The following is a 24,820-nucleotide window of genomic DNA, read 5'->3' as shown; positions in this document are numbered from 1 at the left end:
GTTCCTGTAAAACTTGATGCGCAAAATGTAGTGAGATTTTGCGAATATGACCACTAAAATTTAATTTACCAACACCCTTACAGTAGTTTATTGAATCAAATTGATGCCAAATTAAAGCGGAAACGCATAAAGTACCCGTTTAGGCGATGCACTAAACAAAGTATGGTTCAAAATAAGCGGGGTTCCTGCACCGCCAGGGGTGTTAAATGTTTTGACAACTTTCCCGTTCTTGATCGAAATGGCTATGATTTCGTTGCCTTGATCTATCCATGCTTTTCCGTCGTAAATGAACGGCTTTGAAAATGTGGATTTTTTCCCTTGGTATTTCCAGAGCGGGGTACCGATGCTTGAATAAAGGAAAATAGACTGGTCCGAAAGCGAAATGATGATTTTGTCTTCACCTTGGTCTTTGAACACTTGCATTGAAACAATTGGATTTTCCATGAGCACTTGCGTTGGACTGAATTCCTTGCGCTTCGTGTTTTGCAAGAAAAGTTTGTTGGTGCTGGAAACAAGTACAAGCGTTGAATCAATACCTTCCATTGCCGTGATGTTGACTTGAACTTTGTATGTCGATTTTTCTATGGTAAGTCCATTATCGTCATTTATGCGCATTAGTTCGCCATCGAGGTTGCAAAGTTGCAAGAACTTGTTCATTTTGACAACGTGGAACGGCATCGAATAGACTTTGCGCGACCAGACAAGGCTATTGTTTACTCGTGAAATCTTCAGCAAAAATCCATTCCAAGTGGAGGCGTAAATGTAGTCCCCGGAAATTGTAAAGCTAAACGCCTTGCCGGGCAGTTGTAACGGCTTGTTGAACGTTTCCTTGTTCATGTCGTAAATGTTCATCTGGTAGCCGGTCGATATCACAATTGTATTTTCGTCGGACTGGATGACGGGCGCATTGCCGATTTTGCCGATATATTTGCTCCAGCGTTGCTTGCCGTTTTCGGCATTGATGCAGATGAGCTGTTCGGTGGCGGGGTCTACCATGTAAAGGTTCTTTTTGGAACCCAGCAATTGCGGATATATGGTCTTTGGAGAAATGTTCAGCTGGCTTGCATAGTTTGCTCCGATAACCTTGCTGTAGTATTTCAAAACAATGCGTGCAATTTGTGGACTTCCGGTAGAAAGTCTCACGGCTTCGGCCCATGCTTTTTGACGGTCTTTTTCGGGCGCATCTTTTATTTCTAGGTTAAACGCTTTGAGGAAGTGTGCTTCGGCGTTGCCGGGCTCGTTCTCGATAATCGATTCGAGATAGGGCGGAATTTTATCCCATTTTTTTTGCTTTGCCAAATGAACAGCTTGAGAAGCTAACTTGCTCGAATACAAAGGACGTTGCCCGTAATAGTGGGCATCGATGGCAAAAATTTTCCGGTTGCTGAAGGGAACGTAAATATAGCGCCTTTTAATGATGGGGTGCGTCATGGGGGGCTTTGCGAAGTTGAATCCCCATAGCGGGCGGAGTAACGTGTCGACGGTGATGACTGAGCCTTCGTTCGAAAATAGTCCGAGAGTTCCCCGTGCTAGCGTGTACATGTTCGATGCGTTTGCCCGAACGGTTGAAAGAACAGTGCCCGAGGCTTGGTCGTACAAGGTGATTTTCCCGGAAGCTTCAAGTGTGACAATGTTGTTTTCGAAAGCCTGGATGCTTTCTACGTTTCCGACTTCGACTCTCCAGAGCGTTTTTTGAGGGTCTTGCAAACTGTAGCAGAATAGCGCATTTCCTGAAATCAAGTAGATGTAGTCTTTATAGATAAAGACTTTTTGGATAATGTCGTATTGCGCAATGGTGAATGCTTCTGTCGCTGAACTTGCCGAAATAAAGTGTAGCGCGTTATCGGTGCAGTTAATGATAAAGTTGTCGTTGATGAACTGGTTGTTTTGCAACTGGCAAGAGGAGTAGTCGGTATTGTTCTTAATGATAGTTCCCTTGCGATCGAAAATGTAAAAGCCTTTATCAGTGATGGCGATGGCGTTCCCGTTTATGGCGGTGAACTGGTTTATATTTTTTACGGCATAAGAAATTTCTTGATTGGGCGAATTATGCGGCTTGAAAAAGAGCGAGTCGCGAGTGGCATTCTGGTACCACATTCCATCGGAATCAATTTGCAATAAGTGGCTTGATTCGTCTAGCTTTGATGCTATTTCTACGACTTTTCCGTTTTCGATTTTAGCAATGTGCCCGTTTTCGAAAAGAATGTTGGCGTTTTTGCCATCGAAGAATTTGCGGATGGGGCTTTTGAGCGTAATGATTTTTTGCAAAAGCCTTTCTGGAGAATAAGTTGTTGCCGCGTCACGCCCAGCGAGCCAGTAAGCCTTGCTGGTGGTTTGGGTAAAAGCTTGGCTGCGCCCATAATAGTGATTTGCCTGGGCCTTGTTATTTGCCAAGTCGTAAATCTTTCCGAGGTAAAAGAATGCCGATTCCTTGTCGTCATCATCACCCTGGCGCGAAATCTTTTCAAGCAATCGGATTGCTTCGCCTGCTTCGCCTTTCATTTCAAAGAGGTAGATGGCTTCTTGGAGTTGCGAAGCCATCTTGCCTGCAAATGCTTGGCCAGAAAACAGCGAACAGAGGACGAGGATTGTAAGAATCCACGCCTTGTATGCGTTGCTTCTGTTGAACCAAGAATTAAGCATCGAACTTGTAGCCTGCTCCACGGATTGAAAGGATGATTTTCGGATTTGCCTGATCGTCTTCGAGTTTGCGCCTCAAGTTTACGATATGATTGTCGATAGTTCTTGTCGAAGGCATGTTGTCGGGAGTGTACCCCCAGAGGTCTTGCAATAAGTCTTCGCGCAAAATGACTTCGCCGCGGCGCTGCCAGAAGTACTTGAGAATCTGGAATTCTCTTGTGGAAAGTTCAAGCGGTACACCGCCCTTTGTGGCAACGAACTTCTTGAAATCCATGTGGATGTCGGCAAAATCAATGACGTCCACCGATGAAAGCTGTTTGGCCGGTGCTTTCTGGAGATCGATGCGGCGGAGAAAAGCCTTTACACGAGCCAAAAGTTCAAGAATCGAGAACGGCTTTGTCACGTAGTCATCGGCGCCCATGTCGAGGCCTGCAACCTTGCTGGTCTCTTCGGTCTTTGCCGTGAGCATGATGATTATGCATTCCGGATGTTTCTTGCGGATGAAACGGCAGACTTCAAAGCCGCTCTTCTTGGGTAACATCACATCCAGCAAAATCAAGTGCGGCTGGAACGAGTCCGTCTTGGCGATAGCTTCTTCGCCATCGCATGCCGTTTCGACTTCGTAGTTTTCGAGCTCGAAGTTATCCTGGAGCCCAAGCCGGATGATTTCTTCGTCTTCAACAATAAGGATTCTGTGTTGTTGCATAATCATTCTGCCTTTTTGAATCGTACGGTAAATGTGGAGCCCTTGCCGGGTTTGCTAGTGAGCGAAATGGTAGCCTTGTGCGATTCCGCTACGCGCTTGACAATAGCAAGGCCAAGTCCGGAGCCTTTGGTGCTGCGAGTCATTTCGTCACCGACTCTATAAAAATCATTAAATATATTTTTTTGTTCCGAAGTGGGGATGCCTATGCCGGTATCTGCAACGGAGAAAACGACTCTGTCTTCGTCGGGGGCTACCGTTATGGTAATGTCACCAGGGGCGTTTGTATATTTAATTGCATTTTCAATAAGGTTTTGCACCAAACTGTACAGGGCCGTGTAATCGCCAATGACGTATAAACCGGGCTCTATCTTAGTATTGAACAAAAGTCCTTTTTCGACACCGATATCTTCGACGTTGTCAAATACCTTTTGCACGCAAGCCGAGAAATCGAGCTTTTCCCAATGGAATCCGCCCTTGCCATGTTCCATGCGTGTGTAGTTCAAGATGGCGCCTATCAAGTTCTCGAGGCGTGTTGCCTCCTTGCCGATGAGTCCCGAGTATTCCTGCACTTTTTCGACTTTTTGCACGCGTCCGCGGGCCATCATTTCAGCAAACATCTTGATGGAGGTGAGCGGTGTTTTAAGTTCGTGCGAAACGCTCGAAAGGAAGTTTGCCTTCATGGCCAAGAGCTTGTGTTCTTGCGTGAGGAATCTGAACATCACGATAGATCCGAGAAGAACCGTAATGAGCGAGAACGACAGAAGTCCATACATGAGGAACATGCGTTTGCGCGTGTCTTTCTTGATTTCGCTCAAGCCTTTTTCGTACAAGGTTAAGTTCCAGGAAATGACTTTGTCTAGCATGACTTGCGTCATGATGGCGGAACTGTCCGAAACATGCCCAAGGATAAGAGTCTTGTCGCTTCCTTCGGTGATGGAATAGGGGATGCCCTTCCAGCCTTGTGCCGAAGTCTTGATCTTGGAACGCATGCGCTCGCGGTATTCGTCGATGTTCACCTTGGCAAGCACGACCTGGTCTCCGGAGAGGATGGGGTAGCTCATCTTGATGAATGTCGACTTGTTGTTGCTCATGATATCGATGCCGCTTTTGGACGTCGATTCCTTGTTCAAAAGCGCTTGGACAATTTCTTTGTTGTTAAAGAATATGTCCATGTAGCCGAGCTGGCGGTTGAAGTTCTCTCGCAAGTTCCAAAAAGCTTCGCGCTTTTCTTGGCTCAGGTTTTCGAAGGAGAGAATTTGTGTGAATGTCGTTTCGAAGAAAAATTTAGCCGAGGGCAGGTTTTCGATGTTCTTACTCTGCAAGAACTGGTTCAAAACGGCGAGTGTGTAATCTTCGGCTTCTTTGTGCTTCTTTTGTGCAACGAGAATCTCGAAGTGCAACAGGTTGACCGAGCGTGTGAGGTCCGAATGGAGGTAACCCTGTTGGTGCGGATGTTCTTCGAGAATGTTGAGGAGCCGGAGTGCTTCTTCGTAGTCCTTGGTCTTGTAGGCGATGCGTACAAGTCCAAGGATATTCTGAATCTGGTCGTCCTTGGATTCAAACGAGAATCTCAGCTGGCGAGCCGAACGCGAGAGGCTGGCCGGCTGAGGCATGGCCGATGTAACCTCCTCGCGGAAAATCATTTTCTCGAATGGGCTTGCGAGGCTGTTCGAGTAGTCCGAAGTCTTTGAAAAGTGCTTGGACGAAATGTCGGGGTAAATCAGTGTTCCGTTGTTGTACAGGAACATTGCTTCAATGCCGTTCACGGTCTTGAACTGCGTGGCATTGCCAAAGTCAAGTAGGCTGTGCGGCTGTTCGTAAAGATACAGCGAAGCGGACTTGACTTCCTGGAATATCTTGCTCTGTTCTTTGCTGACGGTCGATTCGCACTGTTCGCGGAACGTTGCCGTACTTTCGTTATAGTTCTTCTGCGCGAGGTATGCTTCGTTCTGAATGTTTCTTACACTCAAAAACGAGAGGATTGCTGTCGGTAAGACAATACCTCCCGCAAAAAAGGAAAGAAAGAGTAGATTGCTACGAGAAATCCGCATTGGAAGCCCACTTCCTTAGAATGGAATATGCGCTGACAATTCAGGATAATTGAGTATAAGGACACTTCCGGCCATAAAAATGGCCAGAACCGAAATAGCAATTCCAATGATTATCAGTAAGTTCTTTGTCACTGGACCAAGTTTGTTTGATGTGTTACGGAGACTTTGTGTCCAATTTCAATGCGGCGGCTGTTCGAATAGATTTCGCGAACGAGAACCGTGGATTCGTTGTCGGAAGCTCTTGCAATCACGCCACGTCCAAGGAGTCTTGGCGGAAGGCCTGCATCGGTCTTGTCTTCTGACCAAATGGCGATGGCATCACCAGTGTTATAGCCTTGCTTTGCACCTTTGTCTACCAAGATATAGGCGTAAGAGCCGATAATGAGCATCGGGTCCATCGTGTAACGGATCATTGCCATTTCTTCAATCTTTGCTTCGGGAACGGGGGTATAGCTGGACACGTTCAAAATATTGAGTGGCTGTTTCAGACGGGCCTTGGAATGGTCTATCTTGATTTCCCTGAAACTTTGGACAATCTTTGCTCTAGAGAGCGTATCGCCCACGGCGGTAATCTTGGCGTAGCCCGAAAGTCTGACCAGTGCAAAGTTGTCGTAGCTCTTGCTATTGTTGGTCGGCACTTCAATGGCGCGTGCATCGAGAATTTCGATCAAGTCGCCTTTTTTGACGTTTGCGTCCGTCTTGCGGCCAATGCCCACAACGACTTCGGATTCAGGAATATGGATAATCGGTACTTTCTTTTCGCCGGATTGGATAGAGAAGTAGCGCTTGTCCTTCTTGATGGAATCGAGCGTGTAGATTTCGGGAGCGAGAATCTGGTAATAGCCGTTGAAAATCTTTGGCTCAGGGCGCTTCTGGTAGAAATAGGCGTCAGCAGCCTTTTTCTTCTTTTGCTTCTTGTCCTTGTCGCGGAGATTTCCAAGCATGTTTTCGAAATCGCCATTGCGGGCGTCTCGTTCATCGCAGCCTACGGCCTTGATGTTTTTCGGCAAGTTGGAATCGGCGATGGCCGCTTCGCACGGTTTTGTCTTCGGGAGACGGTAACCGTCGTCTTTAATGCCTTCACCTAAATAGATGGAGTCACCTGGATAAATCCAGTGCGGGTCTTCAATGTGTCTGTTATTTTCCCAAAGGTCCGGCCAGGCAAACGGATTGTTTAAAAATTCGCCACTGATGTCCCAAAGGGTATCGCCTTTTTTTACCACATAGGCAGATGCAATTAGAGCCGAAAGACCAAGGCAGATCGAAGCGCATTTTAGAAATCGCATACACTTTTCCCTAAGCAAATAATTATTCTAATATTAATTTAATCTTTTCTTTGCTTAAAAGTGGGCGTTTTTTGCACAAAATGAGGAATATCTGACATTTTCGAGCGCTGTAAACTCTCTTTGGGGCGCTGAATATTGCGAGAACGGTGTGCAAGGGCTGGGTTTTGGCCTAAAATGCCTACTCGATCCGGTACGAACAAGAAGAGAATTTCGAAGTTGCCACGACCGGGTTCCAAGTAGAACGGGATGCTCTTGCGGAGCATATACCCCTCATTTCTGAACGATTTGATGGCCTTGGAGGCGTTTTCCAGGTTCCCAGTTTGCAGGAGAATTCTTTCGGGCCTAGATGCTGCGAGCGTGAGTATGGTTTCCGAAGTGATGACGTCATTGGAGTTCATATTTATATAGAACGTCCAACGGCCTTCGGCATTATCGCTTTTGGAGAAGAACTTGGAAATGAAGTTTGCGTCCAGATGGCTGCGGTGGAAACGCATGTTCTGCGTTGCAAGATTTCGAATGTTCAACTTCGAAGACTGCATAGCGGATTCGCGGCAATCGAGTGCTTCGACTTGCTTAAAGCAAGGGGCTAGGCTTGCTGATACGTAAGAAGAACCGGAGCAGAATTCAAAGAATCTGTCTTCGCGGTTTGGATGGATGGCGTCCTTGATACGGACGGGGAGGTTGAGCCAAGCATCCTTGATGCGCGGGGTCCAGTCCAAAACGTGCATGCAGAAACCTGTGCTTGCAATGGGCATAAAGTTGCTGCCAAAGGCGCATTTCGCCTCGATTTTCATGCCTTGAGCATCGGCAGGGTCAAAAAGACGGTCGGGGAGGCACTGGATCTGGTGGCAGCTGATGACTTCGGGGCAGCTGCGTTCAAGGAAGTCGATGAACGTTTTGTAGCCATGTGCCGATATTCTTCCCTTGACATTCACTTGTACGAGAAGGGCGAAACGTCCGTCGCCTGTGGCGCGGAACCAAATTTGGCGCAAAGCCTTTTTAAAGATGCGCAAATGTTCCTTGTGAAGCTGTTCCATGACGCGGTTTACAAGCTCTATGGGCTTCATATCGCGGGACGGGGCTTCAACGACTATATTTTCTTGTGCTCCGTGGTATTCCTTGATGATTCTCCAGTCGGATTTTTCAGGTGTGGCTTCGGCAGTAAACCATGCCTGAAGTTTTCCTGGAATGCGGTCGTTTTCCATCCAGGCCGAAACTTGAGCCTTGATGTCTTCGAACGAAAGAATCTTGCGGACAACAGGCTTGTCAGACTTTGCCTGCTTTGTTTCGGGTTCGTTATCCTTGCGGATATCAGTTTTTCTGGAGGCGTGGAATTTGCCTCCGATGAGAGGCTTGCCTATTCTATTGCCTTCGGTACGGCGGGGAAAACGATTGTTTTGTTTGTACATCTTTCAAATCGTGTTAATTGTTTAAACTATAAATCTAGGATAAATCCAGGAACATTCCTTGGCGAGAGTCTTCGGAAATTCGCGGAACGAACCGTTAATCTGGTACATGTTCAGGCTACCTTCTACAGGCGAGAGCGACATGACGCTGTCGGCACGTGCTTCGAGGTAGGGGTATTCGTTTATGTTGCACGAAGTTACGACTGCACAGCCTGTGAGGGCTATGATAGAATCCACCATTTGCATGAGGTTCTGGTGCGGTGATCCGCTAAGTCTTGCAGACTTGGGATTGTGAAGAACTGCCGAAATCGGGTCGATAACGACGACTTTGTAATCGTGGTTTTCGAGCTTCTTGGCGCCTTGAATTCTTTTGGCAATAAGTTGTGCGATTTCAAGCGGTGAAAGAGCTGTTCCGCGGAGGTTCAAGAAACCGAACTTGGGTGTATTCGCTTGGAGCTTGCGTTTTTCGCCAAGTGTAAACAGACGGTTCAAGAATACGGACTTGGTGAGTTCCATGTTAATGAACAAAACGTCGTTTTCGTTTGTCGTGTTGCCGAACCAGTCTTCGCCATAGCATATCGAAAGAGCCATGTCCAAAAGGGCAAGCGATTTTCCGCTTTTCGGAGGTGCCGTGAACAAGAAAAATTCACCGGCGCGTAGCACGTTTTCGATAATGGTAACGTCTTTCTTCGGTGCTTCTTCGCTATCGCTTGCAAGTTCGATGAGCGGTTTTCCGTCGAGTGAGTATTCGGCCCATTCACGCCATTCCGTGAAGTTCTTGGCGCCTTGTTCCAAAGCGATAAGGTACTGCTGCTTGCCATTGCGGAGTACGCCCGGCATGCGAACCATCTGGTTAGGGTTGCGGTTGCCTTCATCGACTTTAAAGCCTTGCGATTCGAGCGTCTGGAAAAGGAAATCGACACGCTCGTTGTATTCTTCCTGGTCGGTCGCTTCGATTTTGATCCAAGCCTGTACGGAGTTTGCACCCGTGTTCACGAGGGCGGCACAGGGAAGGTTCAATGCCTTGTAGTAGGCGAGCTGCTTTGCGAGCGTCATCTTCGGATTGTCGACGACAACATAACGGTAACGCCAACTTTCGTCGGTTGCATCGGCGTTTCCGCTGCCTACGGCATTGATTGTCAACAGCGCTCCATCGGGGCTGTCGAGCTGCTTCATGATTTTCTTGAGCGCTTCGTCCTGGCCGATAATGTTCGAGACGAGCTCGCGAGAACCTTTTGGCGTGTTCGAAATCTTGAATTCGATTGTTTCGTCTGGTTTGAACGTTGCCGCAAGGAGCTTTGCAAAGTCCTTGCGCCAGTCCGAAGCAGGCCACGGGATTGAAAGCGCTTCAGGGTCAATCTTGAAGTTTTGCAACAATTCAAGAGACTGGTTGTCGAGACCGAGTGCAATCATCTGCTGCATCATCGTTGCCGAAATGGGCGAGATGACTGTTGGTCCCATGGTTGTATAACCTGGAGCCATGCCCGGTGCAACCCCTTGAGCTACTCCTGGCTGCGCTGCTGCAGCTTGTGCTTGCGGAGTTTGTGCGGATTGCGAAGCGGCTTGTGCTGCGGCTTTTTGTTCTTCTTCGCGCTCTGTTCTCCGTTTTTCTTCGGAGAATGCGTTTCGCAAAATCGTTTCTACTTCATCTGCCGAGAGCCCTTCGTCCCTAGCTTTCCCGCCCAACTGGAATGTGGCGTCCATGAACGTCCAGCCCTCATCCAAGGCTGCAACGCCGGCTTTGAACAATTCTTTCTTCAACTCATTCTGGTCAGAGAACTTGTTCTTGATAAACTCGTTGAGAATTTTTCTTGCGTTTTCCATGGACACCTCCAAATAGGACGGTTTTTACTAGTTACAAAGTTCCTGTTACTTAAGCGGATCGCTCTTCGGGTCGAGTTTGCCGGTTTTCACGTATTCCTGGATGTCGCGGGAAATGCGCATCGAGCAGAATTTCGGTCCGCACATCGAGCAGAAGTGCGATGACTTTGCGTTGTTGCCGGGGAGCGTTTCATCGTGGAATTCCACAGCGCGTTCCGGGTCGAGCGAAAGCGCGAACTGGTCGTTCCAGCGGAAGCTGAAACGGGCGCGCGAAAGCGCGTCATCGCGGAAGTGGGCGGCAAAGTGGCCCTTGGCAAGGTCTGCGGCATGGGCGGCGAGTTTGTATGTCACCACGCCTTCACGCACGTCGTTCTTGTCCGGGAGGCCCAAGTGTTCCTTCGGCGTCACGTAGCAGAGCATGGCGGTTCCGAACCAGCCAATCATTGCGGCACCGATAGCGGACGTGATGTGGTCGTAACCCGGAGCGATATCCGTGGTGAGAGGGCCAAGCGTGTAGAACGGCGCATTGTGGCACATTTCAATCTGGCGGTCCATGTTTTCACGAATCTTGTGCATCGGCACGTGACCCGGACCTTCAATGATGACCTGAACGCCCTTCTTCCAAGCAATTTCGGTGAGTTCGCCGAGCGTGTCGAGTTCAGAGAACTGTGCCATGTCGTTTGCATCTGCAATGGAACCCGGACGGAGTCCGTCGCCCAAGGAAACGCAAACGTCGTATTTGGCGAGAATGTCGCAGATTTCGTCGAAATGCGTGTAAAGGAAGTTTTCCTGGTTGTGCACCATGCACCAGCGGGCGATGATAGAACCGCCACGGCTCACGATGCCCGTCGTGCGTTCCAAAGCGAACGGTACATACTTGAGCAAAAGTCCTGCGTGGATCGTAAAGTAGTCGACGCCTTGTTCGGCCTGTTCAATAAGCGTATCGCGGAACACTTCCCACGTGAGGTCGTCGGCAATGCCGTTCACCTTTTCGAGTGCCTGGTACATTGGCACGGTTCCTATAGGTACCGGGCTGTTGCGCAAAATCCATTCGCGCGTTTCGTGAATGTCCTTGCCGGTCGAGAGGTCCATCACCGTGTCTGCACCCCAGCGCACGGACCAGACCATCTTTTCGACTTCCTGTTCAATGGAAGAAGCGACAGAAGAGTTGCCGATGTTGGAGTTAATCTTTGTGAGGAAGTTTCGACCGATAATCATCGGTTCGCATTCCGGGTGGTTCACGTTGGCAGGGATGATGGCGCGGCCTTCGGCGAGTTCCTTGCGCACGAATTCCGGCGTAATGGCATCGCCGTTGCTGCCAAAAATTTCGTCCATCTTTTGGTTTTCGCGGATGGCAACGTATTCCATTTCGCGAGTGATGACGCCTTCGCGGGCGTACTGCATCTGAGTCTTGTGGGCTCCGTCTTTTTCCAAGCGTTCGCGGATCCACGGTTCACGAATGCGTTCAAGTCCTTTCTTTACATCAATCGTCTTGTCGGGGTCGCCATAAGCGCCACTCGTATCGTAAACAGGGAGAACAGGGCATTTCGGGTCGTCGAGCGAAATTTCGCGCATGGCGACTTTCAAGTCCGGGAAAATCTTACCGGGTACATAAATCTTGCGAGACTGCGGAAAAGGCTTGAAAAAGCCGTTAGATTCAGACATAAACGTTCCTTTTGTTCAATTACGAACCAAGTTCAAGGGGTATAATCTCAGCCCGCGTATTGAGTGCAGGCACCCCGCTTATAATATAATAATTGTAGTAGACAGTAGGAAGTCGACGGTAGGAAGGTTTGTGTCATCCTGAGCGAAGTCGAAGACTACTCAGAAGGCGAGTGTTGCAAAAATGAGTGAACTCATTTTTATAACCGAGCCGAGGAGTAGGGGCTTTGCCCCATCCAGTGATTTTTATGCGGCTGATTGTAGTCGGTATAAAAAAAGCACCTCGATTGAGGTGCCTGTTTTGCATGTTTTCTGGATTACTTTTGCTTTTGAGCGCCGTAACCTTCCATGAGTCCAAAGAGGTTTAGAGCTTCTTCCATCGGGTACTTGTTCATGAACATAGATACCTTAGACTTGATGGAACCCTGCTTGTTGAGACCCATAGCGGCTCTGAAAAGATTTGCCGGGGAATTTTCGTTGTACGAAGCCTGTTCCGTGTAAGTAGCGTTTAAGAAACCTTCCAAATAAGCCTGGTTGATTTTTCCCTTGAATATGCTCGGATCGCTAATGGAAATGTTTCCATTGAGGCTTTGGATGCTCGGAGCGTCTTCCAAGTCTTCGAATGCACCATCGGCGACATTAAGCCAAAGGATGTTCGGGCTCACAGTAACAGTGACGTCACCCTTCTTGTTCAGGATGAAGGCGTTCTTGTCGAGATAGACCTTCTTTGATTTTGGGTCACCCTTGGTGTTGTCGAAACCAGCCATCATGTTGAGGGCTAAGATGTTGTTATGAACTCGGGTAATGCAGTTCGTGTTGGCGCGTACGCCGTAGCCCATGTCTTCGAACAACTTGGTGCGAGTCCAGGTGAACATTACGGTATTATAGGCAAATTCATAATCGACGGCGTCGACTTTGTTTTGCTTGGCTTGCACATTTGCGCCAACGATTCTATTGGCAATAAAAATGTTGTTCAAAACTTTGACCTTGCCTGCGACATGGTTTAAGTTCAATGCAATGTTTCCGGCATTTACAAAGACGCAGTTTTGAATGGTAAGCTCGCCTTCAGAGTTTTCACCATAGAGGCTATAATTGTTAAGGGAGGGGAAAGTTGTGTTTCCCTTGGACGGAGGTTCAAGCCACATGCCGGTTTCGACACCTTCGGGTTTGCCTTCAACCGGGTGGTAGCTGTTTGCTTCGCCTTGGTCAAAAATGAATCCGTCGATGACGACTTTGGAATTTGCGCCCTTGTAATTGAGGTGAAGAATTCCTTGGCCTTTGGTGCCGTTCATTTCGTTCGTCGGCTGGAACAAGGTCTTGTTCTTAACGACATCGCGACTGGAAAAATCGTCCGAGTAGCCGCCGATGATGGACACGGGCTTGTCGAGCTTGATCCATCCCTGCTTCATCTGGCCATTATAATTACCAGCTGCTACGCGGATGACATCTCCGTCAGATGCGAGTTCTATAGCCTTCCAAATGTTTTTGAGCGGGGCGGATGTTGATTTTCCTTCGTTTTTATTTTTGCCGTTTGGGCTTACGTACCAGTCTGTTGCGAATGATTGACCTACGAAACAAAATGCAGCTACTGCAGCTATGAATTTAATGGATTTCATTTTTTCTCCTTAAAAGGTGCTCGAAATATAGTAATGATTTCCAAAATTGGAGTATCACATGGGTATTGTTGTTAAAATTCGCAAAATAATATTTAGATTATTTAAGCTATTTTTTTGAAAAATGCAAAGGAGAAATTTATGTCGGAAAAAGAAATGAATAACCAGAGGGCTATTTATGCGCTTTCTGACTTGAGAATGTATGCAAGTTCGCATTCTTTGGATGCGATAGATTACGCTATCGAAGTCTTGCAAAAACTGGAAAATGCAGGGGTAAAAAAACCGCTTGAATCCTTGAAACCTGAGGAAAAGTAATTTATGGAACAGGCCGCAAATACTGTAATGGCTTACGGAACCTTTTGGGCTCTCGTGCCGGCTCTTGTCGCAATTATTCTAGCCCTTGTCAGTAAAGAAGTTTACTCATCGCTTTTTGTGGGCGTCATTGTCGGTGGGCTCCTTCTTTGTCAAGGAACTGGCTCGGGATTCTTTGATGCCGTTTTCAAGAATGGCTTGATTGCAAAAGTTGCAGACCCTTATAACGTGGGTATTCTCGTGTTCCTTGTTATGTTGGGGGCTATGGTTGCGCTCATGAACAGGGCGGGTGGTTCTGCTGCATTTGGCAACTGGGCCAAGGCTCATATTAAGTCTAAAGTCGGTGCGCAGATTGCAACGGTTTGCTTTGGCATCTTGATTTTTATCGATGACTATTTCAATTGCCTCACGGTCGGTAGCGTGATGCGTCCGGTGACGGACCGCTTCAAGGTGAGCCATGAAAAACTCGCATACTTGATTGATTCTACGGCGGCGCCTATTTGCATTATCGCTCCCATCAGTTCTTGGGCTGCAGCGGTTTCGGGATTCGTGGAAGGCGAGGATGGACTCACTCTTTTCATCAAGGCGATTCCTTTTAACTTCTATGCTTTGTTGACTATTTTTACTTTGTTCCTTGTTGTCTTTTGGAATGTGAATATCGGACCGATGAAAAAGTTTGAATCGGATGATAATGCGATGGATGCAAAACTGGAAGCGTTGAACTTGATGGAGACTAAGGGTGGTGTTCTCGACCTTGTGATTCCGATTGCATCCTTGATTGTGTTCTGCGTGCTTGGCATGATTTATACTGGCGGTTATTTTGCATCAGGCGATGCGGCGAAGGGCTTTGTCGATGCGTTTGCTTCAAGCGATGCTTCTGTCGGTCTTGCGATTGGTTCGTTTGGTGCGTTTATCTTTACCGTATGTTTCTACATGAGCCGCCGCGTGTTGCGCTTTAACCATTGCATGGCCTGCTTGCCGGATGGCTTCAAGGCGATGGTTCCTGCAATTTTGATTTTGGCTTTGGCATGGACTCTCAAGGGCACGACGGATGCACTTGGCGCGAAGGAATTTGTGGCTGGCCTTGTAAAAGGTGGCGCTTCTGGATTCATGAACTTTATGCCGGCGATTATTTTTGTGATTGCTGCGTTCCTCGCTTTTGCGACAGGAACTTCCTGGGGCACGTTCGGAATCCTCATCCCGATTGTCGTTGCAGCCTTTGGTGGCGTGGATTACAGCCTCATGATTATTTCCATTTCGGCTTGTATGGCGGGTGCCGTTTGCGGTGACCACAGTTCTCCGATTTCGGATACGACGATTATGGCAAGTGCCGGTGCGGAATGTAATCACGTGAATCACGTCAATACACAAATCCCGTATGTACTTGTTGTGGCGGCAATTTCGTTCATCACTTACATTGTCGCGGGGTTAACCCGTAGCGCTGTACTTTCGTTGTTGTTCGGCTTTGTGCTTACCTTTGGCACGCTTGTGTTGCTTAAAAAGCGTGCTAAGAAAAAAGGTTAATGGTGCTTAAAATCGATTTGCGCAAGGATGACGGCGGTGAACATTAGCACGCAGCCGATTCCTTCTTGAAGTGTGAATCGTTCGCCAAGAACCGCCCATCCAGAAATTACAGAAAAAACAGATTCAAGGCTCATCAATAGCGATGCTAGGGTGGGCCTAATTTTATTTTGTGCAATAATCTGCAAAGTGAATGCCACGCAACTCGAAAGGATGGCCGCATATAAAAGCGGAATCCACGGCTTGAAATGCGAATAGACTTCGACAATGTTGCCGAAACCCGCGAAATTCCCTTTTAAGTCCACGAAAAACATCGGGAAAATCGAAAGTGTTGCAACCACGAGAAACTGGATTGCCGAAAGTCGAATGTTGTCGACGTGAGTGCCGAACCGGTCAATGACCAAAATGTGGCTTGCAAAGGCGAGTGCGCACAATAGCAGAACTGTATCGGAAATCTCGATTGAAAAATCGCCCTTGATGCAGAGCAGATAAAGTCCTACGACTGTAATGGCTACGCAAAGCCAAATCTTAGTAGAAATCCTCTTGCCGAAAAACAGGCTTAGAATCGGGACGAAAATGATGTAGCAAGTGGTGAGGAACCCCGCTTTCCCGGCCGAGCACCCCAGGTAAAGCCCCGTCTGTTGCAAGTTCATCGCAAAGAAAAGCGTAAGCCCGCAGAATAAGCCTGCTTTCCAGAGCTTGCGACGGTCTTCTTTGTTCTTGGGGCGCCTTGGATTTTTACCAAGTTTGTCTAAAATGTTGGCGAGCCCGAAAAGGACTCCGGTTGCAATAAAATTACGCATGCATACGAAAGCGAACGGACCGATGTCGTTCCCCTCAATTTGTGCGACAAAGGTCGATCCCCAAAGGAATGCTGCCAGAACCAGTAAAAAGCTATATCCAATATTTGCCATTCTAACGTAAAAATAGAAATGCTAAGCCTACTTCCTACTTCTGACTCCCTACTTTTGACGCCTTCGGCGTCCGTGGCTGCGGTTCGCACATACGAAAACAAGTTTTCGTGCATGACTCACCTTGCACACTTTTCTATCTTTCCCTCGTAAAATTTTAAAAGGACCCTGTTATGGAAATCCCCGAATCTTCGAATTTTATTCAGGACATTATCGTTAACGACCTCCAAACCGGCAAGCGCGATCACGTGCTGACGCGTTTCCCGCCCGAACCGAACGGCTACATTCACATTGGCCATGCCAAGTCCATCTGCTTGAACTTCGGCACCGCCAAAAAGTTCGGTGGCTTTACGAACCTCCGCTTCGACGACACGAACCCGACCAAGGAAGACGTGGAATACGTCGATTCTATCCGTGAAGACGTGAAGTGGCTCGGCTTTGAATGGAAAGAAGAATTTTTCGCAAGCGACTACTACGACCAGATTTACGCCTTTGCCGAAAAGATGATTGAAATGGGTAAGGCTTACGTCGAAGATTTGACTCGCGACGAAATGCAGGAATACCGCGGCAATGACGCCGGCAAGCCATCCCGCCCGAGCCCCTACCGCGACCGCAGCGTTGAAGAGAACATGAAGCTCTTCCACGAAATGCGCGACGGCAAGTACGCCGACGGCGAAAAGTGCCTCCGTGCCAAGGTCGACCTCGCAAGCCCGAACATGAACATGCGCGATCCGGTCATCTACCGCATCAAGCATTGCACGCACCATCGCACTGGCGACAAGTGGTGCATCTACCCGATGTATGACTTTGCCCACCCGATCAGCGACTGGATTGAAGGCATCACGCACTCCATCTGCACGCTCGAGTTCGAAGCCCACCGTCCGCTTTATGATTGGTTCCTCATTGAACTTGGTTTGCAGAACCGTCCGCAGCAGATTGAATTTGCTCGTTTGAACCTCACGTACACGATGATGAGCAAACGCAAGCTCCTCGAACTTGTGCAGACAAAGGCTGTGCTTGGCTGGAACGACCCGCGTATGCCGACCGTTTGCGGTTTCCGCCGCCGTGGCTTTACCCCGAGTTCCATCCGTGAGTTCTGCAGCCGCATCGGTGTTTCCAAGGCCGATTCCATGGTCGACGTGAACCTCCTTTACTTCTGCATCCGCGAAGAATTGAACCAGACCGCTAACCGCGTGATGGCCGTGATTGATCCGGTCAAGCTCGTGATTGACAACTGGGAAGCAGGCAAGGTCGAAATGATCGAAGTCGAGAACAACCCGAACGACCCGAATGCCGGTACGCGCAAGGTTCCGTTCAGCGGTGAACTCTACATCGAAGCTGATGACTTTATGGAAGAACCGCCGAAGAAGTACTTCCGCTTGAAGCCGGAAGGCGAAGTCCGCCTCAAGGGTGCTTACTTTGTCACTTGCAAGAGTGTCGAAAAGGATGCAGACGGCAAGGTCAAGGTGATCCACTGCGTTTATGACCCGCTCAGCAAGGGTGGCGAATCTCCGGATGGCCGCAAGGTCAAGGGCACGATCCACTGGGTTTCTGCCGCACACGCTGTGGATGCCGAAGTGCGCCTCATTGATAACTTGTTCACGCTCGAAGATCCTGCCCAGGTCCCGGAAGGCGAAGACTGGCACGATTACCTGAACCCGAATTCCATGGTCATTAAGCAAGCCAAGGTGGAACCCGCTCTCGCCGATGCCAAGCTCGAAGACCGTTTCCAGTTCATGCGTCAGGGCTACTTCTGCCTTGATAGCGAAGACTCCAAGCCGGGTCACCTCGTGTTTAACAGAACTGTGGGATTGAAAGACAGCTTTAATCCAACAAAGTAAAATTCTAATTATAACCTTCGCGATACGGCGTTGCTCACCCCCTCACGTACGCTTAGTACGCTACGGGGGTTCGCGCCTTGTCTCGCTTGGTTCTAATTAGAATTAGATTTTAATACCTCGGTTTAACAGCCGGGGTCTTTTGTTTTTTGTCGGACATTTTGTATTTTGTTTTATAGACTCAACTAAGAAGGAATGGGTTTATGAAAAATAAAATCCTGATGCTGCTTTGCGTGTTTGTCACGCTTTCTTTTGCCGAAGTCGAAAATCCGTTAAAAAAGGCTATGGATATCATTAAGGATTCCAAAACGGCATATTCTTTGAAGTTCCTTGAAAAACCGATTCCTGTACCGGATCGCAGTAAGATGATTAATATTCAGGTTTACCGCGAAAAAACGGCTGATGGCTATGTCTTAAAGTCGTTTGAACCGAAGGGCGAAGCGAAAAAATTATTTGATAAGGCAGAAAGTTATTTTGGCTCGCATCAGTATGCCAAGGCTCGCGATGCTTATACGCTGGCTTTGCAGCAAGACCCTAAGTTGTATAACGCGATAACCTATATTGCACAAACTTATGGAATGGAGAAAAAATGGGATAAGGCTGAATTATGGTACAAAAAGGCCATTGATGCTAATTACATAGATTTTCTAGCGCATTGGTTGCTTGCCGATGTTTATAAGATTAAGGGTCAAAAGGAAAAGGCTCTTCAAGAAATTTCAATTGCAAAAGTATTGAACCGCAACAACCCGCGACTAGAAGCCGTGCGCAAGCAGATTTTTGATGACAACGGACTTAGTATGAAAAATTGGACATTCAATCCGCAAGTGAAAATGTCCCGAGATTCAGCAACGGGTAACGTGAATATTGTTGCCGATTCGATTTGGTCGTATTATGCGTTTGTTCAGGCAGCTTGGAAGTATGAACCTGAGTATAAGAAAATGGCAGGCTCATGGGAAAAGAAGTATAGAGAATGTTTGATGGGACTTCTTCCGTTTATGGATTCTCATAAGGGTTCCGTTGAAGTCTTGAGCAGGCTCGACAAGGTTTTGGATGCGGATAAATTGGGCGATTTTATCTTTTATGAAATCATTCTTCTTGATAATCCAAATATCGCGCTTCTTTTGGAACAAAAGCAAATTGAGGCTCTCAAGGATTACTTGATTTGGGCTAATCGAAAATAATTTTTTTGAATATCTTGAAACCAAGGGCTGGTCGGCTGCATCTAATAAGATGTAATTTAAGGATAAGGAGGTTCCTATGTTTAAGAAAACGCTAAAATATGTTCTGCCGCTAGTGTTTCTTTTGGCAGGAATGGCGAATGCCCAGAACCGCTATACGCCTGCGGAATTGGATACACTCGTTTCGACGATTGCGCTTTATCCTGACCCGTTGTTGGTGCATGTTCTTGATGCTACAACGCATGGCGAAGACCTCCCAAGCGCATCTGCATTTGCAACTGCAAATCGCCATTTGAAAGGTGATGATTTGGCAGCTGCAATTGAACGAGCTGAACTCGATTACGACGAATCGGTGATTGCACTCATTCCGTTCCCGGATGTACTGCGCAAATTAGCGAAATATGCAACTTGGTCTCATCAGCTCGGCGAAGCTGTTGAAATGCAAAAGGCCGACGTGATGGATGCCGTGCAGAGAATGCGCAGGGTTGCTCATAAGAATGGTTATTTGAATAGCGATGACAAGGTTTCTGTGACAGTGAACGAAAATGTTTCGATTCAGCCTGTCCGCGAAGAATACGTGTATGTTCCTGAATACGATCCGCGTGTCGTTTATTATGTCGTATCGGATGGTAATATCCGCATTCGCTATGTGAATGGGGTTTGGACTGGTGCTGGTCTTGTTTATTGGGGCTGGGATCCGTTCTATTACGATTGGGTGCATCGCCGCCCGCATTACCGCCATCCGCACCGCTATGCGCCACCTCCGCGTCATCGTCGTTTTCACGAATCTGTTCGCCCGCCACGTCATGATAGGCTCCGCGACAGACCTGCGCCTAGGCATTTTGATAATCCGCCACCTCCGAATTATAAACGTCCGGCAGCACCTCCGCCTCCGCGTTCTAATAGTTTTAGGGATGGGAAGGGCTTGAACAAGTCGGCTGCACCGGAACCGCGTACAACTTCGGCACCGCCTCCTCCGCCGTCAAATTACAAGCGTCCGGTTCCACCTCCGCCTCCGCAGGCTTCGAGTTCGGATGATAACCGGGATTCACGCAGAGCAGAACGTCGTCCTGGACCGCATAATCCACCTCCGCCACCGTCGCGTAGAAGGTAACGTTCGGCTTCGTTGTCATTCCTCTTCGAGGCATGACATGTTCGCCTCGGATATAGAAACATGCAAGCATGTTTCTGCATCGCTCGGCTTCGTTGTCATTGTGCAAGCACATGACTCTGCGGCTCGGCAATAAGAATGAGTTCGCTCATTCTTGCTGCTCTCGCCTTGCATGTCATTCCTCTTCGAGGCTTGACAACTGCGGTTGTCCAATACGAACGCAAGCGTTCGTGCTGTCTAACCTTGTATGTCATTCCGGCCGTTGTGCCGGAATCGCCTTTTAGAGAATTTTACCCGTGCTTATTGACAACACTGCAAATCGGGCATTCTTCGTCTTTATGCCCGCGAGCCTTGCAGTAGGTACGACCAAAATAAATGATTTGCAAATGACGCTTTTCCCATTCTTCTTTGGGAAAAGCTTTTTTTAGGTCTGCTTCGGTCTTTTCGACGCTCGAACCATCGCTTAACCCCCAGCGTTCTGCAAGGCGGTGAATGTGCGTGTCGACGGGGAAGGCCGGAATCTTGAAAATGTGGATCATGATGACGCTTGCCGTCTTGTGGCCCACGCCGGGCAAGCTTTCAAGCTCTTCGAATGTGTGCGGAACTTCGCCCTTGAATTTTTTGACGAGCGCCTGCGAGAGTTTGTAGATGTTTACGCTCTTGGTGTTAAAGAATCCGCAGGGCTTGATGATTTCGGCAATGCGGTCGACACCGAGTTTGAGCATTTTTTGAGGCGTGTCGGCAAGCTTGAAAAGGACTTCGGTCACCTGGTTCACGCGGATGTCTGTGCATTGGGCGCTCAGGACAACTGCGACAAGCATCGTGAAGGGGTTCGTGTAATTTAAAGGAATAGGGGGATCTGGAAAGAGTTCGTCCAGCTTTTCGCCAATGAATTTGATTTTTGCAGTCTTGTTCATTCGCGCTACTTTCGTTTAAACGTCTCGCGTGAAGTCCTGTTGCATGTTGAAGCTCGGCATGTCGTCGTGCGGGTGGCCTACCTGAACAGCTGGCACGCCTGCATACGTCGTGTGAGCCGGAACATCGCAAAGCACCACGGCGCCTGCGCCAATCTTAGCGCCATCGCCAATGTGGATGTTGCCGAGCAACTGGGCATGGGCTCCGAGCATCACGCCGTTTCCGATTTTCGGGTGACGGTCGCCGATTTCGTTACCGGTACCGCCCAAGGTCACACCATGCAAAAAGCTCACGTTGTTGCCGACGGTCGCGGTTTCGCCAATAACAATGTTCGTTGCGTGGTCTACCAAAAGTCCGTGGCCAATTTTTGCAGCCGGGTGGATGTCCATGCCGAACTTGCGGCTGATGATGTTTTGGAGCATCTTGGCCGGGAAATGCCTGTGTTCTTCCCACAACACGTGAGCAACGCGGTAAGCCTGCAAACCTTGGAAACCCTTGAAAAGTAACAATGGTTCTAGATAGCTTGTGCAAGCGGGGTCGCGCAAGACGGTTGCTCTCAAGTCTTTGGTGGCGGAAACGAGCAAATTAGGGTATTTCTCGTACATGGAACAGAAAATCTTTTCCAGTTCTGCACGGTCGATGACTTCACCTGCCAATTGACAGGCTAGGGTAACGCAGAGCATGTCCGCAAAATCCTTGCGGTTAAGGACTTGTTCTTCGAGCATCAACTTAGAAAGAGGCTCGGTCTTGACGAGCTCTTGTGCTTCCTTGCGGAGTAACTGTTCCATTTCTTCTGGTGTCATGATGACGCCAAATATAGAAATTTTATAGCTCTAGCAGCGCTTTGGCGGGAATCCAGAACCAGTCGGGGCGGAATTCTAGTTCGTAACATGCTTCGTAGATGGCTTTTGCCAAAATGTAGGGCTTGGATTCTTTTTCGATGGCATCGATAGAAATCCCAGAAACTTTGGAATACCCCGTAATAAATGCTTGTTGTGCTTCACTCGGATCCACTTTTGCAACGGCGCCTGCATAGGCAAAACTGCGGAGCATCCCTGCAATATCGACCGCGGGGGAACGGATGGTGCGTCTGTAGTCGAGGCTGCGCGTGGGTTCGCCCTCGAAGTCAATCATCTCGAAATGCTTTGTGCCGTTGGCGCTTTGTGTGATAAGCACCTGACCCAGGTGGTAATCCCCATGGATGCGCTGTTTCTTTATAGTCTTGTCGCTGAATGTCTCGCGGAGCAAGTCGCTATAACGGATACGCAGTTCTGCAAGATGTTCCCGCAGTTGTGGGGCGTACTCGGTATCCGTTGAATTTTTGAGCAATAGTTCTAGTTTGTCGAAGGGTGGCTCGATGTTGCTGTATTTGGGGCCACTCAGCGGCTTTAGGCTTTCGTGCATTTGTGCGGTGGACATGCCGAGTTGGAATGCATCGGTACTATCCATGTTGTTGCAAAATTCATTCCAAGCGTCTTTGGCATCTGCAAAATGTTCTTCGAGGATTCCCCAGGTGTAAACTTCACCACCTTTTGCTTTGTAATTACAGACGGCGTAAAGTCTCGGCACGCGGCGGCTGTCGGCCTTGTTCATAGCTTCTAGAATTTCGGCTTCGGGATGTAATCCCGGTTCAAGTCGGCGGTAAAGTTTAAAGAAATATTTACCGGGTGCGCAAAAGGCTGAATTGCTCTGTTCTTTCGAAACGGGCTTGATATTTGTAAGAGGAACTTTAGGGAGCGGCGCTGTAATCCGGAACGAGAAAAAGCCTGAATCACCGGAGAATACCGATTGCTGAGAGCCGTCTAGGAATGCGTCTTCGAGAATTTTTCCGACGGCGTTTTCGTCATCGATGAACGTGTAAATATCGCTTTCGCCATCATCGAACGAAACCTTGATTAGCTTGATTCGTGTGCCGCCGGCTTCCGTGGAATCGAGTACTTCCATGTTGGTGATGGTTCTGTTTTTCCCCATGAACCAACGTTGTTTGCTAAAATGTTTGATAAGGTTCATTAGCAACCCTCAAAAAAAAAGACGCTTCTAGGCGTCAATATATATTTTTTGAAGTATGTTTATTTTGGTTAGAAAAATAGTTTTTAAATAATAAACCATTTTAATTAAAAAGAGTATAATTAATAATAGGAGATGGAAGGGTGGATTCTCCTTGGAAAAATAAAGAAAGTGTCTTCGATTATGGTCGATGTTTGGTCGATTCGGATTAGGAGAGGACACTTTCTTCTTTTTATCTGAACATTATTTGCCGGGGCTTGTGAGCGGGGCGAAATATCCCTGGGAACGCAGTGTTGCAAGAATTTTGAGTTGCTGCGGGACAGGTTCATTGGGGAGCCCTTCAACAACAAATGGCGGAATTTGCTTGACGGGCTTGAATGCTTCTGGAACATCGCTGTAATCGCAGAGTTGCCAGGCGGCAAGGAGTTTTTCTATGAATTCCGCCCAGGGAAAAATGTCGGACGGATGCATGGTGAATCTTGCTGGTTTGAGGTTGTCCCTTGCATCGAGCAAAAGGCTTCCGTCTTTGTAACAAGCTAGAACTGCGGCCTTACGAGATTCGTTGTTGGTCGCTTTTTGTGCAGGGATGTTTAGAATAAGCTGCAAGATTAAGCTGTTGCTAAGAGTTCACGTTGGAGGAGGCTGTATTCGTGTTCCGAAATGGAGGTGATTTTTAAAATCAACTCGCGTTTAAGCCCTGCTTTGATGAGCTCTTTTGCGTAATCGAGATTACCTGTCGTTGCCATTTTAAAACCTCTTGAATTTAATCCTGTAAGAAAAAAATAATCTTTTTGAGAGGGCTTGGCTCAAATAAAAAGAAAATTTTGCAAGACAAATATACAAAAGAGAGTCTGTAACTCGTTGATAGTCAATAATTTAGGATTGACTGATTGTCCAAGACGAACTTGAAATTATGGCTTTGAGTGTGTTTTAAATCAAATCTGGAGGGACTATTCCGTCGAGTACGGGGAATGATTTGCGGTAATTTCTTTCGGCTTGCAAGTCTAGTTCGGTAGTAATAATCATTTCGCTTTGAGTGGATCCTTCGGCAATTATATCACCGTTTGGTGAAATGATGAGGGATGTACCAGCAAGCGGGGTTGGGGCATTGGGTGCGGTGCTTACGGCATTTACGGCTGCAATGTAGACCTGGTTTTCGATAGCACGAGCCTTGAGGAGCGTTTCCCAGTGGGCGCGTCTTTTGGCGGGCCACGCTGCTTGGATCGTGATTAAATTTGCGCCTTTTTTGGTTACTTCGCGGAAAATCTCGGGGAACCGCAAGTCGTAGCAGATAAATGAAGCTATTGTCCAGCTTACAGATTCTGCCTTATTGTCATTCCCGACTTGATCTCTTTGATCACTTAGTGCTTTAGCACTTATGTGAGCATGATCCGCGTATGGGGAGGGAATCTCCTTTAATTTAAATAAATTAATATTTTCGCCCGCTTTAAAGCTTTCTTTTTCAGGGAAGAACAAGTTCATCTTGTTGTATCCGCAGAACTCTTTGGGCGTGTGCGGGGCGTAAATGCTTACATGGTTGAAATAACCGCTAGATGCGCGAGTGATGCCTGCACCCATGATGGTGCAGTTTGTGGCGTCGGCAATCTCGGAAAGCATACGTGCGGTTTCGCCCGCGGTATTGGTGCTAAAGTCTTCGGCAGCGGCTGCTAGGTTTGCGGGGATGTAGCCCGTGGCGAACATTTCGGGCAATAGGATAAGGCTCCCTTCGGCGGGGTGGGTGTCAAGAATCATAGCCTTTGCTCGGTCTAAATTTTCGGACTTGGAGCCTTTTGCGCTATCCATTTGGATTAAATAAACTTTAAGCATGCGTATAATATAACC

General features: G+C 48.0%; 20 protein-coding genes. 5 read left to right on the top strand and 15 right to left on the bottom strand.

The window, feature by feature from the left end; all coding sequences use genetic code 11:
• Positions 1-111 precede the first annotated feature (111 nt).
• From BUQ91_RS08270 to BUQ91_RS08235, 8 genes are all read right to left on the bottom strand, one after another.
• Positions 112-2,643, bottom strand: coding sequence for a hypothetical protein (locus tag BUQ91_RS08270; protein ID WP_074208833.1), 2,532 nt, complete (start codon positions 2,641-2,643; stop codon positions 112-114).
• Positions 2,636-3,352: a response regulator transcription factor gene (locus BUQ91_RS08265; protein ID WP_254794259.1), complete on the bottom strand. Its 717-nt coding sequence runs from the start codon at positions 3,350-3,352 to the stop codon at positions 2,636-2,638. Before BUQ91_RS08265 ends, BUQ91_RS08270 begins: the two co-directional genes overlap by 8 nt.
• Entirely contained in the window at positions 3,349-5,316 is a 1,968-nt protein-coding gene (locus tag BUQ91_RS08260) for a sensor histidine kinase (RefSeq protein ID WP_254842291.1), read from the bottom strand. The genes BUQ91_RS08265 and BUQ91_RS08260 overlap by 4 nt, the downstream gene beginning before the upstream one ends.
• 209 nt (positions 5,317-5,525) lie before the next feature.
• Positions 5,526-6,683, bottom strand: a complete 1,158-nt coding sequence (locus tag BUQ91_RS08255) for a LysM peptidoglycan-binding domain-containing protein (RefSeq protein ID WP_074208831.1) — start codon at positions 6,681-6,683, stop codon at positions 5,526-5,528.
• A gap of 38 nt (positions 6,684-6,721) precedes the next feature.
• Entirely contained in the window at positions 6,722-8,092 is a 1,371-nt protein-coding gene (locus tag BUQ91_RS08250; protein WP_074208830.1) for a hypothetical protein, read from the bottom strand.
• A 21-nt stretch (positions 8,093-8,113) separates the two neighbouring features.
• Complete coding sequence (locus BUQ91_RS08245) at positions 8,114-9,913, bottom strand: AAA family ATPase (RefSeq protein ID WP_074208829.1); 1,800 nt, start codon at positions 9,911-9,913, stop codon at positions 8,114-8,116.
• A gap of 45 nt (positions 9,914-9,958) precedes the next feature.
• Positions 9,959-11,575, bottom strand: a complete 1,617-nt coding sequence (gene thiC / locus BUQ91_RS08240; RefSeq protein WP_072826861.1) for a phosphomethylpyrimidine synthase ThiC — start codon at positions 11,573-11,575, stop codon at positions 9,959-9,961.
• A gap of 314 nt (positions 11,576-11,889) precedes the next feature.
• Positions 11,890-13,188 carry a DUF1565 domain-containing protein gene (locus tag BUQ91_RS08235; RefSeq protein WP_072826862.1) on the bottom strand — a complete coding sequence of 433 codons (1,299 nt, stop codon included), beginning with the start codon at positions 13,186-13,188 and terminating at the stop codon, positions 11,890-11,892.
• Positions 13,189-13,326: 138 nt separating this feature from the next.
• On the opposite strand from BUQ91_RS08235, the gene BUQ91_RS15705 reads away from it, so the two are divergent.
• A complete protein-coding gene (locus BUQ91_RS15705) occupies positions 13,327-13,500 on the top strand; it encodes a hypothetical protein (protein WP_175545400.1) in 174 nt (57 codons plus the stop codon).
• 3 nt (positions 13,501-13,503) lie between these two features.
• Positions 13,504-15,021, top strand: coding sequence for a Na+/H+ antiporter NhaC family protein (locus BUQ91_RS08230; RefSeq protein WP_074208828.1), 1,518 nt, complete (start codon positions 13,504-13,506; stop codon positions 15,019-15,021).
• On the opposite strand, the gene BUQ91_RS08225 is transcribed toward BUQ91_RS08230, so the two are convergent.
• Positions 15,018-15,932 carry a DMT family transporter gene (locus tag BUQ91_RS08225; RefSeq protein ID WP_074208827.1) on the bottom strand — a complete coding sequence of 305 codons (915 nt, stop codon included), beginning with the start codon at positions 15,930-15,932 and terminating at the stop codon, positions 15,018-15,020. The genes BUQ91_RS08230 and BUQ91_RS08225 overlap by 4 nt on opposite strands.
• Before the next feature lie 170 nt (positions 15,933-16,102).
• Here BUQ91_RS08225 and BUQ91_RS08220 point away from each other — a divergent pair, with 170 nt between their 5' ends.
• The 3 genes from BUQ91_RS08220 (at position 16,103) to BUQ91_RS08210 (ending at position 20,059) form a co-directional block, all read left to right on the top strand.
• Complete coding sequence (locus BUQ91_RS08220) at positions 16,103-17,770, top strand: glutamine--tRNA ligase/YqeY domain fusion protein (protein ID WP_072826865.1); 1,668 nt, start codon at positions 16,103-16,105, stop codon at positions 17,768-17,770.
• Positions 17,771-17,970: 200 nt separating this feature from the next.
• The gene (locus BUQ91_RS08215) at positions 17,971-18,948 is read left to right on the top strand and encodes a tetratricopeptide repeat protein (protein WP_074208826.1); all 978 of its coding nucleotides are present in this window, start codon (positions 17,971-17,973) and stop codon (positions 18,946-18,948) included.
• A 76-nt stretch (positions 18,949-19,024) separates the two neighbouring features.
• Complete coding sequence (locus BUQ91_RS08210) at positions 19,025-20,059, top strand: DUF3300 domain-containing protein (protein ID WP_074208825.1); 1,035 nt, start codon at positions 19,025-19,027, stop codon at positions 20,057-20,059.
• Between the two features lie 287 nt (positions 20,060-20,346).
• Here BUQ91_RS08210 and nth read toward each other — a convergent pair whose 3' ends face one another.
• The 6 genes from nth to BUQ91_RS08185 form a co-directional block, all read right to left on the bottom strand.
• The gene (gene nth, locus BUQ91_RS08205; RefSeq protein ID WP_074208824.1) at positions 20,347-20,973 is read right to left on the bottom strand and encodes an endonuclease III; all 627 of its coding nucleotides are present in this window, start codon (positions 20,971-20,973) and stop codon (positions 20,347-20,349) included.
• Between the two features lie 15 nt (positions 20,974-20,988).
• Positions 20,989-21,774: a serine O-acetyltransferase gene (gene cysE / locus BUQ91_RS08200; RefSeq protein ID WP_074208823.1), complete on the bottom strand. Its 786-nt coding sequence runs from the start codon at positions 21,772-21,774 to the stop codon at positions 20,989-20,991.
• A 22-nt stretch (positions 21,775-21,796) separates the two neighbouring features.
• Complete coding sequence (locus BUQ91_RS08195; protein WP_074208822.1) at positions 21,797-22,981, bottom strand: phosphotransferase; 1,185 nt, start codon at positions 22,979-22,981, stop codon at positions 21,797-21,799.
• 240 nt (positions 22,982-23,221) lie between these two features.
• On the bottom strand, positions 23,222-23,584 hold the full coding sequence (locus tag BUQ91_RS08190; RefSeq protein WP_074208821.1) for a hypothetical protein: 363 nt from the start codon (positions 23,582-23,584) through the stop codon (positions 23,222-23,224).
• Between the two features lie 2 nt (positions 23,585-23,586).
• On the bottom strand, positions 23,587-23,724 hold the full coding sequence (locus tag BUQ91_RS15700; RefSeq protein ID WP_175545401.1) for a hypothetical protein: 138 nt from the start codon (positions 23,722-23,724) through the stop codon (positions 23,587-23,589).
• Positions 23,725-23,908: 184 nt separating this feature from the next.
• Entirely contained in the window at positions 23,909-24,805 is an 897-nt protein-coding gene (locus BUQ91_RS08185; protein ID WP_074208820.1) for a nitrilase-related carbon-nitrogen hydrolase, read from the bottom strand.
• Positions 24,806-24,820 lie beyond the last annotated feature (15 nt).

This window comes from Fibrobacter sp. UWB11, from assembly GCF_900143015.1.
GTDB lineage: Bacteria > Fibrobacterota > Fibrobacteria > Fibrobacterales > Fibrobacteraceae > Fibrobacter.
This window is presented reverse-complemented; position numbering and strand designations above follow the sequence as displayed.